Below are 15575 nucleotides of genomic sequence, written 5' to 3'. Positions count from 1 at the left end.
CGCCATGACGAGCCTGCCCCTGATCCCCGTGGACCCCGACGCCCCCGGCGCGCGCCGGGCGAGCATGCCACCCCGCCACCTCGCCGACCTCGACCTCGCCGGTCGTCGCGCGCTGGTCACCGAGCTGGGGGAGCCGGCGTTCCGGGCCAAGCAGGTCTCCACCCACTACTTCGGCCGGCTGGTCCGCGACCCGGCGCAGATGACCGACCTGCCGGCCGCCACCCGGGAGCGGCTGGCCGACCGGCTGCTGCCCCGGCTGCTCACCCCGGTACGGGAGCTGGCCTGCGACGACGGCGCGACCCGCAAGGCGCTTTGGCGGCTGCACGACGGCTCGCTGGTGGAGAGCGTGCTGATGGGCTATCCGGACCGGGTCACCGTCTGCATCTCCAGCCAGGCCGGCTGCGGTATGGCCTGCCCGTTCTGCGCCACCGGCCAGGCGGGGCTGACCCGCAACCTCTCCACCGCCGAGATCGTCGACCAGGCGGTCTACCTGGCCGGGGTGGCCGCCTCCGGAGCGGTGGCCGGGTCGCCGCCTCGGCTGTCGCACGTGGTCTTCATGGGCATGGGCGAGCCGCTGGCCAACTACAACCGGGTGGTCGCCGCGATCCGGCGGCTGATCGCGCCCGCGCCGGAGGGGCTCGGCCTGTCCCAGCGGCACATCACCGTTTCCACGGTCGGGCTGGTTCCGGCCATCCGCCGACTGGCCAGCGAAGACCTCTCGGTGACTCTTGCGCTGTCGTTGCACGCCCCCGATGATGATCTGCGCGACGAACTCGTGCCGGTGAACCAGCGCTGGAAGGTAGCCGAGGTGCTGGACGCAGCGTGGGACTACGCGGCCGCAACGGGCCGTCGCGTGTCGATCGAGTACGCGATGATCAAGAACGTGAACGACCAGCCGTGGCGAGCGGACCTGCTCGGCCGGCTGCTGGCCGGCAAGCTGGCCCACGTGAACCTGATCCCGCTCAACCCGACTCCGGGCAGCCGCTGGGACGCCAGCCCGAAGCCGGTCGAACGGGAGTTCGTCCGGCGGTTGCGCGACGCCGGGGTGTCCACGACGGTGCGGGACACCCGAGGCCGCGAGATCGACGGAGCGTGTGGGCAGCTGGCCGCCGCCGAGGACAGGGACACCGACCGGACCACGGAGACGACGGCGTGACCGGCCGTAGCGAACGAGACCAGGAGACATAGTGGCGAGTCAGGGTCAGCGTTTCCGGCGCAAGGCGCTCCGCCGGGGATACAAGGTCGACGAGGTGGACGCCTTCCTCGACCGGGTCGAGGCGACACTCGCCGGTCAGCCGGTCGGCGCCCCGGTGGCCTCGCAGGAGGTCCACGACGTCGTCTTCCGGGTCCGGTTCAACGGCTACGACGAGTGGCAGGTCGACCTGCACCTGGACCGGGTCGAGCGGCAGCTCGCCGAGCTGGAGGAGCGCGGCGGGCGCGGCGGTGACCCCCGGATGGGCGACCGCCTCGGCCCGCCGGACCGGATGGGTCCGCCGATGCGCGACGAGCGGGGCATGCCGCCGGTGTCGCAGCCGATGCCGCCCCGGCCGATGCCCGCGCAGGCCGGTCCGCCGCCGGCCGACCGCTACGGCCGCTACGACGAGCCGACCGGCGCCTTCGCCGGGGGCTACGACGCCCCGCGTGGGGGCTACGACGCGCCGCGCGGCCCGGCCGGCCCGAACCCGCCGATGGGCCCCGGCCCGATGGGGCACGGCGGCCCGCCGCCGCGCGGCCTGCCCGCCGGCCCGGGCGGCTACGGCCCGGACGAGCAGCGCTTCGACGGCTTCGAGGCGGGCCGGCGCGGCCGGACCGACATGACCGCCGAGATCCGGATGCCGGAGCGGGACCTGCGGGGTCGCGGCCCGGCCGGGCCGCCGCCGATGCCGCAGCAGGGGTTCGGCGGCGGGCCGATGGGCGGCCCGCCGGCCGGTGGCCCGCCGATGGGTGGCCCGCCGATGGCCGGCCCGCCCGGCAGCGACCTCTACCGGGTCGACCAGATCCGCCGCAGCTTCCAGGTGCGCCGGTTCGGCAGCGGCTACGACCCCGACCAGGTAGACCGGTTCTTCGAGAGCCTGCTCGGCGGGATGGCCGGGCGCAACCCGATGCCGGTGAACCCGAAGGACCTGGACACCCTCCGCTTCGGCCTGGTGCAGGGCGGCTACTTCGAGGCCGAGGTCGACGCCGCGCTCAAGGACGTGCAGGACATCCTCTTCGGCCGCTGACCGACCGTCACGAAGGGCCCGCTCCCCGGTGTGGGGGCGGGCCCTCGTACGTGTCGCGAAAGATGCCGGCGGGTGGCCGTCTTGGTCAGGAGCGCAGGCCGTTGCGCCGCAGCACCGCGTCGCCGATGACGATGATCAGCAGCAGCGCGGCCAGGCCGACCAGCCAGATGTCCTCGACCCTGCCCTCGTGGTTGCCGCAGATCATCGCCAGCAGCGCCAGCGCGGTCAGCACCGCGCCGATCCGCCCGGCCTTGCGGTGCCCGGGCTTGTGCTGGTCTGGCGACGTTACCGGCTCGCTTCCTGCCACTGTCGGTCCTTCCCTCGCGATCGGATCTCTGGTTAGTCTGGCACGCCCCGTACCGGGCCCGGCGCAGGGTCCGGCCGGATGCGAGCCGCGACATGCCCCGCAGCGGTGTGCGGCGGGTCCGGCCCCGCGTGCGGCCGCCGCTGGAGCGCTGGCGGGCCGGGCACCCGGCGGCGCGGCCGGCTGACGCCGACGGTCGAGTGCCGGGCGCCGGGACCGCCGCACCGGCGAGGATTCGGCGCCGGCCGGCGCGGGAACCGGGAACCCGGGCCGAAGGACCCGGGCGGACCGGGGCGGTACGGCACTACCGGCGTCGCGGGCCGGCGGCCACACTGCCTCCGGTAGCGTTCGGACGTACACCTTGTTTGTCTTTTCGAGGGAGAACTGCGGTGCGAGTGACCGGTACGGGGCACGCCAGCATGCGGATCGACACGGCCGCGGGCAGCATCCTGTGCGACCCGTGGGTCAATCCTGCCTACTTCGCCTCATGGTTCCCTTTCCCGGACAATTCCCAGCTCGACTGGGAGACCCTCGGCCAGGTCGACTACCTCTACGTCTCGCACCTGCACCGGGACCACTTCGACGCCAAGCACCTGCGGGACTTCGTGTCGAAGGACGCGACAGTGCTGCTCCCCGAGTTCCCCACCTCGGAGATGGAGGACGAGTTCCGGGAGCTGGGCTTCACCAAGTTCCTCAAGGCGCCGAACGAGCAGGTCGTGGAGCTGCCCGGCGGCCTGAAGATCATGATCCAGGCGCTGACCAGCCCGACCGACGGCCCGATCGGCGACTCCTCGCTCTGGGTCGAGTACGACGGCGTCCGGCTGCTGAACCAGAACGACGCCCGCCCCACCGACCTGAGCGTCTTCGCCGAGCTGGGTCACGTGCACGCGCACCTGCTCCAGTTCTCCGGGGCGATCTGGTACCCGATGGTCTACGAGCTGCCGCAGGCCGCCAAGACGGCGTTCGGCAAGCAGAAGCGCGACCGGCAGTTCGACCGCACCTGGCGCTACATCGACGACCTGAAGGCGTCGCACGTCTTCCCGATCGCCGGCCCGCCGTGCTTCCTCGACGACGAGCTGTGGCAGTTCAACGACATCTTCGGCGACGAGGGGAACATCTTCCCGGACCAGTCGGTCTTCCTGCGCGAGTACGCCAAGGTCGGCGGCAGCAACGGCGTGGTGCTGCTGCCGGGCAGTGTCGCCGAGGTCACCGCCGACGGCTGCGAGACCACCCACCCGGTCCCGGTCGAGGAGTTCTTCGCCAACAAGGTCGCCCACCTGGAGGAGATGCGCGAGCGCAAGCGCCCGGTCATCGAGGCGGAGAAGGCGTCCTGGCGGCACCCGGAGATCGACGTCCTGAAGGAGATGAAGCGGCGCGTCGAGCCGCTGCTCGACGAGTCGATCTACCTGGCCAAGGGGGTCGGCGGTCCGGTCCGCTTCGACCTGGTCGGCTACGACGGGGAGAGCGTCGAGTCGATCGTGGTGGACTTCCCGGGCAAGCAGGTCCGGCCGTACGCGGACGAGAAGGTCCGGTACCGGTTCCGCACCGAGCGGGCGCTGGTCGAGCACCTGCTGCACATCGGCGAGGTGGACTGGGTCAACTCGCTCTTCCTGTCCTGCCGGTTCTCCGCCGCCCGGATCGGCCAGTACAACGAGTTCGTCTACGCGTTCTTCAAGTGCCTCTCCGAGGAGCGGCTCCAGTACGCCGAGGGCTGGTACGACGAGCACGAGCGGGCGGTCGACGCGGAGGACATCACGCTCGGCGACTGGGTGGTGCAGCGGCGCTGCCCGCACCTGAAGGCGGACCTGAGCCGGTTCGGCATCGTCGAGGGCGACCAGCTCACCTGCCAGCTGCACGGGTGGCGGTTCGACCTGGCCAGCGGCCGCTGCCTGACCAGCGTCGGCCACAAGGTCCGGGCGCGCCGGGTCGACGCCGAGACCCCGGCGCCGGCCGGCGAGAGCGCCAGCTGAGACGAACCTCCGCGCCCACCCCCGTACCTGCGCGACCATGCAGGTGTGCCGCCCCGCTCCGGACGGACCGGTAGCGGGCAGGGCGCGCGGGGGTGGGCGTGACGCAGCCCGACGAGGAGGACTCGGGGTACCGGTACTCGCGTGACCGGGAGATGGCCCGGGACGCGTCCCGGGTGGAGGCGTTCAGCGACGCGGTCATCGCGATCGTGCTCACCCTGATGGCGGTCGAGCTGCTCCAGCTCGGCCCGCGCTCCGAGCGGGACCTCACCGAGGCGCTGGCGCACGAGTGGCCGGCCTACCTGGCGTACGTGATCACCTTCGCGATCGTCGGCCAGGTCTGGCTGACCCACCACAACATGTGGCGCTACGTCGTCCGGGTCGACCAGTTGCTGCTGGTGTTCAACCTGCTCCTGCTGCTCTTCGTCGCGGCCATCCCGTTCACCGCCGACCTGCTCGCGGACAACCTGCGCGGCAGCGTGACCGACCAGCGGTTGACCGCGGCGCTCTACGTCGGCTCGGTGCTCGGCGAGGCGCTCTTCTTCAACCTGAGCTGGTGGTGGGCGCGGCGCCGGCGGCTGCTGCACCCCGATCTGGATCCCCGGCTGGCCCGCGCGGTGGCGCTGCGCTTCCTGGTCGGCCCGGTGCTCTACCTGGTGGCGTTCGCCTTCGTCTTCGTCAACCCGGTGCTCAGCCTCTGCCTCTACCTGCTGCTGATCGGCGTCTACCTGGTCCGCGGCCCCGGCGACCTCCCCTCCTCCGCCCGCTGACCCGGCCACCAACCCCCGTCGATCATGAAGTTGTCGCCAGGACACGCCGTGCGCGCGGTGAACAACTTCATGGTCAACGGGGGGCCTGAGACGGCGGTGCGGTGGGTCAGGGGGTCAGGTCGGTGAGGATGCGGCGGGCGGCGTTGTGGCCGGCGGCGCCGATGACGCTGCCGGCCGGGTGGCAGCCGGCGCTGCCGGCGTAGACGCCGTCGATCCCGGTGGCGTACGGCATCCGGTCGGTGAACGAGACGGTGTTGTCGACGTGGTGGATGTGCCCGCCGGTGATGCCGAAGTGCGCCTCGATGCCGGGCGGTGTCAGCGGCACCGCGTCGGCGATCAGGTCGCCGGTGCCGGGGGCGTACCGCTCGCAGATCGCGATCAGCTGGTCGACGTACCCGGGCAGCGCCTCGTCCCAGCTGGTGCCGGCCAGCTCGTACGGGACGGACTGGACGAAGAGCGCCGACGAGTGGTGGCCCTGCCCGTCCGAGAGCGACGGGTCGACGGTGGTGTGCAGGTACCACTCGATGGTCGGCTCCGCGGGCAGCCGGCCGGCCCGCACGTCCGCCCACATCGCGCGCAGCGCGGTCATCGGCGACTCGCCGCCGCCGATCAGCGAGGCCGAGCCGGGGAGCAGGTGGATGGTCGAGCCGAACGGGCTGGGCGCGTCGGCGGGCAGGCAGGAGAAGCGGGGCAGGCCGCTCAGCGCCAGGTTGAGCTTGAGCGTGGTGCCGGGGCGCCGGACCGCCGCCATCCGCTCGGCCAGCGGCGCCGGTAGCGCGCCGTCGGGCAGCAGGTCCATCAGCGCGTACGGGTCACACGCGCCGAGCACCACCCGGGCGCCCACCTCCCGGCCGTCGGCGAGGACCACCCCGCTGGCCGCGCCGCCGGACAGGGTGATCGCGCTGACGCCGGTGCCGGTCAGGATCCTCGCCCCGGCGGCCCGGGCGGCCTCGGCGAAGGTCCGCGACACGGTGCCCATCCCACCCTCGGCGATCATCCAGGTGCCGCCGGAGCCGGGCAGCCGGCACATGTTGTGCACCAGGAAGTTGTGGCCGGTGCCGGGGTCGTCCGGGCCGGCGTTCAGCCCGGACAGGCCGTCGGTGACCGCGTACATCGAGACCAGCAGCTCGGAGCGGAAGTCGAAGCGGGCCAGGTAGTCGGCGACCGAGCCGCGGACCAGGTCGACGAAGACCTGGCGCAGCGCCGGGCGGACGTACCGTTCGGCGGTCTCCTCGACGGTCAGCGGGTCGGCCAGCCAGACCGGCGCGAGGTCGTCGCGGAGCGCGGCCAGTTCGGCCTGGAGGGCGTCGTCGGCGGCCACGTCGGCGGGGGAGAAGAACTCCGTGAGCTGCGCCCGGGTGGCCGCGGTGTCGCTGCCGAAGAGCAGGTACGGGGAGCCCTCCGGGCCCGGGGTGGGCAGGAAGTAGTGCGGGTCGCGGCGCAGCACCGGGATGCGGACGTCGAGCGTGGCGAGCAGTTCCGGCGGCATCAGCCCGAGCAGGTAGGAACCGGTGGAGTGGCGCAGGCCGGGCACCTTCGGGAACGGGTTCTCCGTCCGGGTCGCCCCGCCGATCACCTCGGCCGCCTCCAGCACCAGCACGTCGAGGCCGGCGCGGGCCAGCAGGATCGCGGACACCAGACCGTTGTGCCCGGACCCGACGATCACCACGTCGGCCCGGGTCGGCAGCTCGTCACTCATGCCGCGGGAGCCTAGTGCCCGCCCGGCCCGCCGGTCAGCCCTTCGCCGGCCGCCACCCGGGCGCGCCGCCCGGGCCGGTCGTGGCCGTCCACGCGTGGGGCTAGCGGGCCGTGCCGTCCGGCCGGTCGACGCCGCCCAACTGGCCGGCCAACGCCCCCAGCTCCAGCTCGAACAGCGCCTCGGGTTCGGTGACCGCCCAGGTCAACTGCTGGAAGACCTCCGCCGCGATCAGGCCGTAGAGCCGGGTCCAGCCGGCCAGGAAGGTGTAGGTGACCTCGATCGGGATGTCGCCGTGGCTGAGTCGCAGCGGCTCCAGCCGGTCGCCGAGGCGCTCCCGGATCAGCTCGACCGGCGGGGTGGGGAACGGGGAGCGGTGCCACAGGTCGATCATCGGGGCGAGGAAGACCGCGCCGAGCCGGGCACCGGGATGGTCCGGGTCGACGCAGTCGTCGACGAACGTCGCCAGCCCCGGGGTCGGCGCGCCGAAGATCAGCCCGAACTCGGCGGGGTGCGCCACCGACCAGGCCCGGAACGCCCGGCACATGGCCAGGAGCTGGTCGACCGGCTCGCCGCCGGCGGCGTCCCGGGCCGCTTCCAGGCCCAGTCGCAGCTCGTCGAAGAGGTCCGCGGCGAGCGCCGCGACCAGCGCCTCCAGGCTGGGGAAGTAGCGGTAGATGGCCGGCGCGGTCATGCCCATGTCACGGGCGATGGCGCGCAGCGAGACCGCGTCGATCCCGCCGGTCACCAGCAGCCGGCGCGCCCCCGCCTTGATCTCGGCGAGGGTGGCGGTACGCAGGCGTTCCCGTCGGGTCGGTGCGGTCATGCGGCTAACCCCCTTGACCAAAGCGAACGCCGTTGCGATAGTTAACGGCGTTCACTCAAATGAGCGATGGTCACAGTTTAGCCGTCGGCGGAGGGGGAGGCCATGTTCGCGTGGTGGGGACGAGCGGTGGTGCGGCTGCGCTGGGCGGTGCTCGCCGCGGCCGTGCTGCTGGTCGCGGTCGGATCGACCTGGGGGGCCGGGGTCTTCGGGCAGCTGACCGGGGGCGGGTTCGACGACCCGGCCAGCGAGTCCAGCCGGGCGCACGAGCGGATCACCGACGAGCTGGGCCCGCAGGGGGCCGACGTGGTCGTGCTCTGGTCCAGCGACTCGGTGACGGCCGACCAGCCCGCCTTCCGTGACCCGGTCACCGCGACCGTCACCCGGCTGCGCGAGCGTCCCGAGGTCGCCAACGTCACCACCTGGTACGACACCCAGGCGCCCGCGCTGCTCGCCACCGACCGCCGGGCCACCTACGCGCTGGTCCAGCTCCGGCCGGCCGAGGAGGACGGCAAGACGGCCGCGTACGAGGCGCTGCGGCCGGCGATCGAGACGCCCGGCGTACGGACCGAGACGGGCGGCAACGTGCCGTTCCTGCACGAGGCGAACCGGCAGACCACGGAGGACATCACCCGCGCGGAGCTGCTCTCCATGCCGGTGCTGCTGGTGCTGCTGGTGCTCATCTTCGGCGGCCTGGTCGCCGCGGCCACCCCGCTGCTGATCGGCGGGTTGGCGATCCTCGGCGGGTTCGTCGCGGTCCGGCTGGTCAACCTCTTCACCGACGTGTCGATCTTCGCGATCAACATCATCACGCTGATCGGCCTGGGCATGGCTGTCGACTACGCGCTCTTCGTGGTCAGCCGGTTCCGCGAGGAGCTGGCCGCCGGCCGGGACACCCCGACGGCGATCGGGCGCACCATGGCCACCGCCGGCCGTACCGTGCTGGTCTCCGGGCTCACCATCGCCCTCGCCATGGCCAGCCTGCTGATCTTCCCGCAGTCCTTCCTGCGCTCGATGGGTCTCGGCGGGATGGCCGCGGTGCTGGTCGCCATGCTCGCCGCGCTCACCGTGCTGCCGGCCCTGCTCGCGGTGCTCGGCCCGCGGATCGACGCGTGGCGCGTACCGCTGCCGTGGCGGCGGGGCGGTCGGCCGGCGGCCGGCGGCGGCGCCTGGGCCCGGATCGCCCGCAGCGTGATGCGCCGGCCGGTGCGCTACCTGGTCGGGGTGGTGCTGCTGCTCGCCGTGCTGGCCGTGCCGTCGCTGCGGATGGAGTTCGGCGGCTTCGACGAGCGGGTGCTGCCCGCGGACGCCGCGCCCCGGGTGGTCTCCGAGCGGATCGCCGCGGAGTTCCCCGGCGGCACGGTCGCCCCGATCGACGTGCTGGTCTCCGGGGCGCCGGCCGAGGCGGTCGGCCCGTTCGCCGACCGGATCGCCGGCCTGCCCGGGGTGCGCGCGGTGCAGGTGGCCGCGAACCGGGGCGAGTCGACGCTGCTGACCGTGAGCTACCCGGGCGAGCCCACCGGCGAGGTCGCCCAGGCCCTGGTCCGCCAGTTGCGCGACCTGCCCGCGCCGGCCGGGGCCGAGGTGCTGGTCGGCGGCCGGCCCGGCGCCGACCGGGACCTGCTGGACAGCCTCGCCGACCGGCTGCCGTGGATGGCCCTGCTGATGGCCGCGGCCACCCTGCTGCTGCTCTTCCTCGCCTTCGGCTCGGTGGTGCTGCCGGTCAAGGCGGTGCTGATGAACCTGGTCTCGATCGGCGCGTCGTTCGGCGTGGTGGTCTGGATCTTCCAGGACGGCCACCTCGCCGACCTGCTCGGCTTCACCCCGACCGGGTTCATCGAGCCGAGCAACCCGATCCTGATGCTCGCGGTGCTGTTCGGGCTGGCCACCGACTACGAGGTGTTCCTGCTCTCCCGGGTCCGCGAGGAGTGGGACCGGACCGGGGACAACACGGCCTCGGTGGCCGCCGGGTTGCAGCACACCGGCCGGATCATCACCGCCGCCGCGCTGCTGCTGATCATCGTGGTGGCCGGCTTCGCCACCGGCGGCATGGCCTACATCAAGCTGATCGGGATCGGCATGATCGTGGCGATCGTGGTCGACGCGACGCTGGTGCGGGCGCTGCTGGTGCCGGCCACCATGCGCCTGCTCGGGCGGTGGAACTGGTGGGCGCCCGGGCCGCTCGGCCGGTTCTACCGCCGGTACGGCATCCGCGAGGGCGCCGAGCCGGAGCCGGCGGAGCGTCACCCCGCGTTCACCGGGTAGAGACTTCCATCGATGCTCCGTCGGCTCTAGCGTCGACGGGGCATCGACTCTCACCGGGAGGTCTCCGATGGACCGTCGCACCGTCCTGCGCGCCACCGTCGCCGGCGGCACCGCCGCCTTCTCGGGCAGCCTCTGGGCCTGCGCCGCGCTGGCCGCCCCCGCCCAGCCCGGCCCGGGCCCGTACGGGGAACTGCTCGCCGCCGACGCCAACGGCATCCAGTTGCCCGCCGGCTTCACCAGCCGGGTGATCGCCCGCTCCGGGCAGCGGGTCGCCGGCACCTCGTACGCCTGGCACTGGGCGCCCGACGGCGGCGCCTGCTTCCCGGCCGGCACCGGCTGGATCTACGTCTCCAACTCGGAGATCCCGCTGGCCGGCGGCGCGTCGGCGGTGCGCTTCGCGGCCGACGGCTCGATCGTCGCGGCGTACCGGATCCTCGGCGGCACCAACGTCAACTGCGCCGGTGGCGCGACCCCGTGGGGCACCTGGCTCTCCTGCGAGGAGGTGCCGCTCGGGCGGGTCTTCGAGACCTGGCCGCAGGGCGGCCGGGAGGCCGAGGAGCGCACCCGGATGGGCCGGTTCAAGCACGAGGCGGCGGCCTGCGACCCGGACCGCCGGGTGGTCTACCTGACCGAGGACGAGGGCGACGGCTGCTTCTACCGCTTCGTCCCGGACGCCTGGGGCGACCTGCGCACCGGCCGGTTGCAGGTGCTCTGCGCACCCGCCGAGGCCACCGCCGGGCCGGTGACCTGGCGGGACGTGCCGGACCGGGACGGCTTCCCGGTGCCCACCCGCTTCCAGGTCGGCGCGGCCAAGCACTTCGACGGCGGCGAGGGCTGCTGGTACGCCGACGGGACCTGCTGGTTCACCACCAAGGGCGACAACCGGGTCTGGGCGTACGACGCGGTCGCCGAGCGCCTCGACCTGGCCTACGACGACTCGCTGGTGCCGGCCGGCGCGGCGCCGCTGACCGGGGTGGACAACATCACCGGCACCGTGGGCGGTGACCTGTACGTGGCCGAGGACGGCGGCAACATGGAGATCAACATGATCACGCCCGCCGGCGTGGTCACCCCGTTCCTGCGCCTGCACGGCCACCCGGAGTCCGAGCTCACCGGCCCCGCCTTCTCGCCCGACGGCACCCGCCTCTACTTCTCCTCGCAGCGCGGCACCACCGGCGACCGCACCGGCTCCGCCGGCGTCACCTACGAAATCACCGGCCCCTTCCGCCCCTAACCCCCACCCCACCCCGGCCCATCCGGGCCGGGGGCGCGTTGATCATGAAGTTAGCGGCGTCGGGAAGCGCTCTCCAGGCCGCTAACTTCATGATCGACCCGGGTTCGGGGTCGGGTGGTGGGTGCGCCAGTGGGAGAGGGCGAGGGTGGCGGAGTAGCCGGCCAGGACGATCACGTGGAACAGGTAGAGCCAGAGGAGCACGGCGACGCCGGCGCCGATCTCGTCGAAGCCGCCGAACGGCGCCCCCAGGTCGATCGGGAGCGACGCGAAGAGCACGAACCCGTGCAGGAAGCCGGAGAGGTTGGCCGCCGTGAACGAGCCCACGGCCAGCGCGGAGAGCCAGTCCGGCGACGCCGGCCCGACCACCCGGAACACCCAGAGCAGCACCGGGGTGAGCACCAGCCACACCCCCAGGAAGGACAGCACCACCCCGAGCGCCCCGAGCCAGCCGCCCTGGCGGACCAGCCCGGTGGTGGTCGGCAGCGCCAGCAGGATCGACAGCAGCAGGGCCGGGGCCGGCGCGAGCAGCGGGAGCAGCAGCAGCCGGCCCCGCCAGCCGACCAGCGACTCGTCGTTGCGCGGGGCGGCCACCGAGACGAACGCCCGGCGCAGCCCCTCGCCGTAGAGCGACGCCGGCAGCAGCGAGGCCAGCGCCAGCAGCGGGGTCAGCTCCACCCCGGCATCGACCAGGGCGGCCACCGCCCGTGGCGCGCCGATCTCGGTGGGCAGCGCCCGCACGGCGTACGAGGTGAGCCGGCGGACCCGCTCGGCGCCGGCCACCAGCGCCGTCAACCAGATCGCCAGCAGCGCCACCGGGACCACGGCGATCGCGCCGTAGAACGTGATGGCGGCGGCGTGCAGCGACAGGTCCCGGCCGCGCAGCGGGCGGAACGCCGCGGCGCCGATCCGTTTCGCCCGCCGCCAGCCGTCGCCCATCCCGGTTCCTTTCCCCCTCCCGGCAGCCGCCACGCATCGAGATCGCCGGCCGGCCACGGCCGGGGTCCGGGCGATGGGGCGTCCGGTTGGGGGAGACGGCGGGAACCCCGCCCGGACGGGTGGTCCGGGCGGGGTCGGCGGGCGGGTGCGCTGCGCCGGTCAGCCCAGCGGCTGCACCTCGCCGGTGCTGCGGGTGGCGTAGAAGCAGCCGGTGGTGGGCAGGCTGGTGGCCGCCGGTGGGGTGACCCCGTCGTAGAGCGCCAGCAGGAAGTTCTGCGGGCACCGGCGGGTGCTGCCGGTACGGATGCCGAAGTGCAGGTGCGGCCCGGTGGAGTTGCCGGTGTTGCCGGTGAGGCCGAGCTGCTGCCCGGGCGCGACCGAGGCGCCGTTGCTGACCGACCACGCCGAGAAGTGGCAGTAGGTGTAGACCGCTCCGTCGGTGCCGGTGAGGTTCACGCCCTGGCCGCAGGAGCTGTCGTTGATGATCGTCACGGTGCCGGCCCGCACCGCGTACGCCCTGGTGCCGGTGCCGACCGGGAGGTCGATGGCGGGATAGTCGTGGTGCGGGTCGTCGTACTCGCTGCGCGGCAGCGCGCTCTTCGGCAGCGGCAGGGCGAAGGCGGGGTTGCCGGAGCTGGACGTGATCCGGACGGCGTCGGCGACCACGTAGCCCGTGCCGTTGGTCCACCGGCTGACCCCGACCACCGGGTAGTCGCCGGCGGCCAGGGTGAAGGTGCCGAGGCTGACCCAGCGGCCACCGTTGGCGCGCTGGTTCACGACCACCGTCTGGTTGCCGCTGCTGGTCGCGACGATGAACGGGGTGGCGTCGTTGTAGCCGGCGTCGGCCGGGTACCACACCTCGACGAGGTGCGCGCCGGCCGCCGCGATCGACGCGCTGAACCAGGCGGCGTCGCTGCCACCGGTGTACGGCGTCGCGAACCGGTAGTCCGCGCCGTTCTTCTGGCTGGACCAGGACGACGTGCCCCAGTTGGTGCTGGCGGTGAAGCGCCCGGCGGTCGCGTTGTCCACGGTGACGGTCGCCGCGGACGCGGATCCGGCCGGGCCGAGCAGCACCATGGCGGCTGCGGTCAGCCCGCCGACCAGGGCGCGTGCGGCGGTGGCGATTTTCACGGGGTCCCTCCCGGGAGTCAGGGGTGCGAGGGGCGGTGGGGTGAAGGTATTTAACCAATACCGATCGATGATCGTAAGAGACTTACATCGATCGGGGTCGGTGACATCGGGACTGCGGCCCACCGTGCCGGCCCCTCCCGGCCGCCCCGAGTCGTTAGGATCGCCGGCCATGACCGTTCTCACCACGGACCGCCTGGCCCTGCGGGACTGGACTGCCGACCCGGCCGACCTGGCCCGGATCTGGGACATCTACTCCCGTCCGGAGATCACCCGCTGGCTGGCCGCGTCCGGGTTGCCGCTGACCGACCCGGCGCAGGCCGCCGACCGGCTGCGGATCTGGCGCGAGCGGCACGCCGACCACGGCGGCCGGTACGGCACCTGGGCGATCGAGGTACGCGACACCGGGCGGGTCGCCGGCACGCTGATCCTCAAGCCGCTGCCCGGCGCGGACGGGGTCACGCCCACCGACGACATCGAGGTGGGCTGGCACCTGCACCCCGACTCCCGGGGCCACGGGTACGCCACCGAGGCGGCCCGGGCGGTGCTGGCCCGCGAGTTCGCCGCCGGCACCCCGCGGGTGTACGCCGTGGTCGCGCCCGGCAACGACCCGTCCATGGCGGTCTGCCGCCGGCTCGGCATGGCCCACCTCGGCCGGCGCACCGACTGGTACGGCGGCGAGGAACTGGAGACCTTCGTGCTCGCCGCCCCCGCCGGGTCGCCCTCGGCGGTCGCCGGCCGGCGGTGAGTGGCCGCGGCGCGGCCGTGGATGAGGTGAGTGGCCGCGATGGCGGCGGTGGGCGAGGCTTCGCGCCCGCCGGGCCGACCGGCCTGGTGGCGAAACTTTTCAATTCATCGATGTCTGTGGTTGACTTTCGTCATGCGGAGAGGTCTCGTCTGGCTGGCGGCCGCGCTCGTCGTCAGTCCCCTGTTCGTCAGCCCGGGCGTGGCCGCGGCCGCCACCGCGCCGCCGTCGCTGGTCATCGCCAGCGACTTTCCCGACCCTGACGTCGTCAGGTTCGGCAGCACCTACTACGCGTACTCCACCAACAACGGCAACGGGAACGTCCCGGTCGCCACGGCCAGCTCGCTGACCGGGCCGTGGACCCGGCGGCCGGACGCGCTGCCGACCCTCGGCGCCTGGGCCAGCGGGGGCCTGACCTGGGCGCCGGACGTGTCCCAGCGGGCCGACGGGCGGTACCTGCTCTACTACACCGCCCGCAGCCGGGCCGCCGGCCGGCAGTGCATCGGCGCGGCGCTCGCCACGTCGCCGCTCGGGCCGTTCACCGCCGTCGGCACCCAGCCACTGGTCTGCAACGCCGGCGAGGGCGGCGACATCGACGCGGCGAGCTTCACCGACAGCACCGGGCTGCGCTACCTGCTCTACAAGGACGACGGCAACGCCATCGGCCAGCCGACCAGCCTCTGGTTGCAACAGGTAGCGGCCGACGGCGTGACCCTCCAGGGCGCCCGGGTCGAGCTGCTGCGCAGCGGCCGTGCCGAGGAGTCCGGCATCATCGAGGCGCCGGTGCTGACCAAGGTCGGCGGGCAGTACGTGCTGTTCTATTCGCTCGGCGGCTACGGCGGCGACGGCTACCAGACCAGCTACGCCACCTCGACCTCGCTGACCGGCCCCTACACCAAGGCGTACCGGTCGCTGATGACCACGGCGTCGCTGGATTCGGCCGTGCGCGGGCCGGGCGGCGCGGACGTGGTGCGCGAGGCGAGCGGCGACCACATCGTGTTCCACGGTTGGATCAACAACTACTCCGCCCGGGGCATGTACGTGGCGGCGCTGGGCTGGGCGGGTGGCTATCCCGTCGTGCGGGGCAGCCGGGTGCGGTACGAGGCCGAGCGCGGCGCGCTCAACCACTGCTCGGCGCGTGCCGTCGCGGGCGCGTCGCAGGGGCAGGTGGTGGCGTACATCGACTACGCCGACAGCTGGGTCGACGTGACAGTCTTCGCGCCCCGGGCCGGCGGGTACCGGGCCCACGTCGGCTACGCCGCCGGCTACGGCGATGCCCAGCACACGCTGACCGTCAACGGCGGCGCCGCGCAGGTGGTCAGCTACCCCAACACCGGCTGGGACGTCTGGCGGCAGGTGGGCGTGGACGTCACCCTCGACGCCGGGTTCAACACGCTGCGGTTCACCCACCGCAGCCGCTGGGCGGAACTCGACTTCGTCGAGGTGGCCTAGCGGAGGAGCGCGGGCCACCGGGGCGGGGTCGAG

13 protein-coding genes are annotated in these 15575 nt (G+C 73.4%); 8 read left to right on the top strand and 5 right to left on the bottom strand.

The window, feature by feature from the left end:
• The first annotated feature begins 4 nt into the window (after positions 1-4).
• Both rlmN and SM577_RS07165 read left to right on the top strand, forming a co-directional pair.
• Complete coding sequence (rlmN, locus tag SM577_RS07170; RefSeq protein ID WP_302917721.1) at positions 5-1156, top strand: dual-specificity RNA methyltransferase RlmN; 1152 nt, start codon at positions 5-7, stop codon at positions 1154-1156.
• Between the two features lie 31 nt (positions 1157-1187).
• Complete coding sequence (locus tag SM577_RS07165; RefSeq protein WP_302917720.1) at positions 1188-2222, top strand: DivIVA domain-containing protein; 1035 nt, start codon at positions 1188-1190, stop codon at positions 2220-2222.
• Between the two features lie 85 nt (positions 2223-2307).
• Here the strand turns inward: SM577_RS07165 and SM577_RS07160 are convergent, their stop codons facing one another.
• A complete protein-coding gene (locus SM577_RS07160) occupies positions 2308-2529 on the bottom strand; it encodes a DUF2631 domain-containing protein (RefSeq protein WP_474580371.1) in 222 nt (73 codons plus the stop codon).
• A gap of 386 nt (positions 2530-2915) precedes the next feature.
• Between SM577_RS07160 and SM577_RS07155 the strand changes: the two genes are divergently transcribed.
• Entirely contained in the window at positions 2916-4496 is a 1581-nt protein-coding gene (locus SM577_RS07155) for a Rieske 2Fe-2S domain-containing protein (protein ID WP_474580370.1), read from the top strand.
• 152 nt (positions 4497-4648) lie between these two features.
• Positions 4649-5263: a TMEM175 family protein gene (locus tag SM577_RS07150; protein ID WP_302918712.1), complete on the top strand. Its 615-nt coding sequence runs from the start codon at positions 4649-4651 to the stop codon at positions 5261-5263.
• A gap of 106 nt (positions 5264-5369) precedes the next feature.
• Here the strand turns inward: SM577_RS07150 and SM577_RS07145 are convergent, their stop codons facing one another.
• Positions 5370-6962 (bottom strand): phytoene desaturase family protein, encoded by a 1593-nt coding sequence (locus SM577_RS07145; protein WP_474580369.1) that lies wholly within the window; start codon positions 6960-6962, stop codon positions 5370-5372.
• Positions 6963-7062: 100 nt separating this feature from the next.
• Positions 7063-7785 carry a TetR/AcrR family transcriptional regulator gene (locus SM577_RS07140; RefSeq protein ID WP_302917716.1) on the bottom strand — a complete coding sequence of 241 codons (723 nt, stop codon included), beginning with the start codon at positions 7783-7785 and terminating at the stop codon, positions 7063-7065.
• Positions 7786-7887: 102 nt separating this feature from the next.
• Here SM577_RS07140 and SM577_RS07135 point away from each other — a divergent pair, with 102 nt between their 5' ends.
• Both SM577_RS07135 and SM577_RS07130 read left to right on the top strand, forming a co-directional pair.
• Positions 7888-10047, top strand: coding sequence for an MMPL family transporter (locus tag SM577_RS07135; RefSeq protein WP_474586523.1), 2160 nt, complete (start codon positions 7888-7890; stop codon positions 10045-10047).
• Between the two features lie 67 nt (positions 10048-10114).
• A complete protein-coding gene (locus tag SM577_RS07130; RefSeq protein WP_474586522.1) occupies positions 10115-11281 on the top strand; it encodes an alkaline phosphatase PhoX in 1167 nt (388 codons plus the stop codon).
• Between the two features lie 87 nt (positions 11282-11368).
• Here SM577_RS07130 and SM577_RS07125 read toward each other — a convergent pair whose 3' ends face one another.
• Both SM577_RS07125 and SM577_RS07120 read right to left on the bottom strand, forming a co-directional pair.
• Complete coding sequence (locus tag SM577_RS07125; protein ID WP_302917713.1) at positions 11369-12217, bottom strand: YhjD/YihY/BrkB family envelope integrity protein; 849 nt, start codon at positions 12215-12217, stop codon at positions 11369-11371.
• 159 nt (positions 12218-12376) lie between these two features.
• Positions 12377-13348, bottom strand: a complete 972-nt coding sequence (locus tag SM577_RS07120; RefSeq protein WP_368050137.1) for a golvesin C-terminal-like domain-containing protein — start codon at positions 13346-13348, stop codon at positions 12377-12379.
• A gap of 169 nt (positions 13349-13517) precedes the next feature.
• Here SM577_RS07120 and SM577_RS07115 point away from each other — a divergent pair, with 169 nt between their 5' ends.
• Together SM577_RS07115 and SM577_RS07110 are read left to right on the top strand one after the other, a co-directional pair.
• Positions 13518-14093: a GNAT family N-acetyltransferase gene (locus tag SM577_RS07115; RefSeq protein WP_474586521.1), complete on the top strand. Its 576-nt coding sequence runs from the start codon at positions 13518-13520 to the stop codon at positions 14091-14093.
• Between the two features lie 132 nt (positions 14094-14225).
• Complete coding sequence (locus SM577_RS07110) at positions 14226-15542, top strand: family 43 glycosylhydrolase (protein ID WP_302917711.1); 1317 nt, start codon at positions 14226-14228, stop codon at positions 15540-15542.
• Positions 15543-15575: the final 33 nt, after the last annotated feature.

The sequence above is a fragment of the Micromonospora desertarenae genome (genome assembly GCF_056150265.1).
Note: the sequence above shows the minus strand (reverse complement) of the source record. Positions and strands in the feature narration are given on the sequence as shown.

Bases quoted from the DNA above. Each gene is read 5' to 3' on its own strand.
- rlmN (WP_302917721.1), top strand. From the start codon at position 5: ATGACGAGCCTGCCCCTGATCCCCGTGGACCCCGACGCCCCCGGCGCG.
- SM577_RS07150 (WP_302918712.1), top strand. From the start codon at position 4,649: ATGGCCCGGGACGCGTCCCGGGTGGAGGCGTTCAGCGACGCGGTCATC.
- SM577_RS07145 (WP_474580369.1), bottom strand. From the start codon at position 6,962: ATGAGTGACGAGCTGCCGACCCGGGCCGACGTGGTGATCGTCGGGTCC.
- SM577_RS07140 (WP_302917716.1), bottom strand. From the start codon at position 7,785: ATGACCGCACCGACCCGACGGGAACGCCTGCGTACCGCCACCCTCGCC.
- SM577_RS07135 (WP_474586523.1), top strand. From the start codon at position 7,888: ATGTTCGCGTGGTGGGGACGAGCGGTGGTGCGGCTGCGCTGGGCGGTG.
- SM577_RS07130 (WP_474586522.1), top strand. From the start codon at position 10,115: ATGGACCGTCGCACCGTCCTGCGCGCCACCGTCGCCGGCGGCACCGCC.
- SM577_RS07125 (WP_302917713.1), bottom strand. From the start codon at position 12,217: ATGGGCGACGGCTGGCGGCGGGCGAAACGGATCGGCGCCGCGGCGTTC.
- SM577_RS07115 (WP_474586521.1), top strand. From the start codon at position 13,518: ATGACCGTTCTCACCACGGACCGCCTGGCCCTGCGGGACTGGACTGCC.
- SM577_RS07110 (WP_302917711.1), top strand. From the start codon at position 14,226: ATGCGGAGAGGTCTCGTCTGGCTGGCGGCCGCGCTCGTCGTCAGTCCC.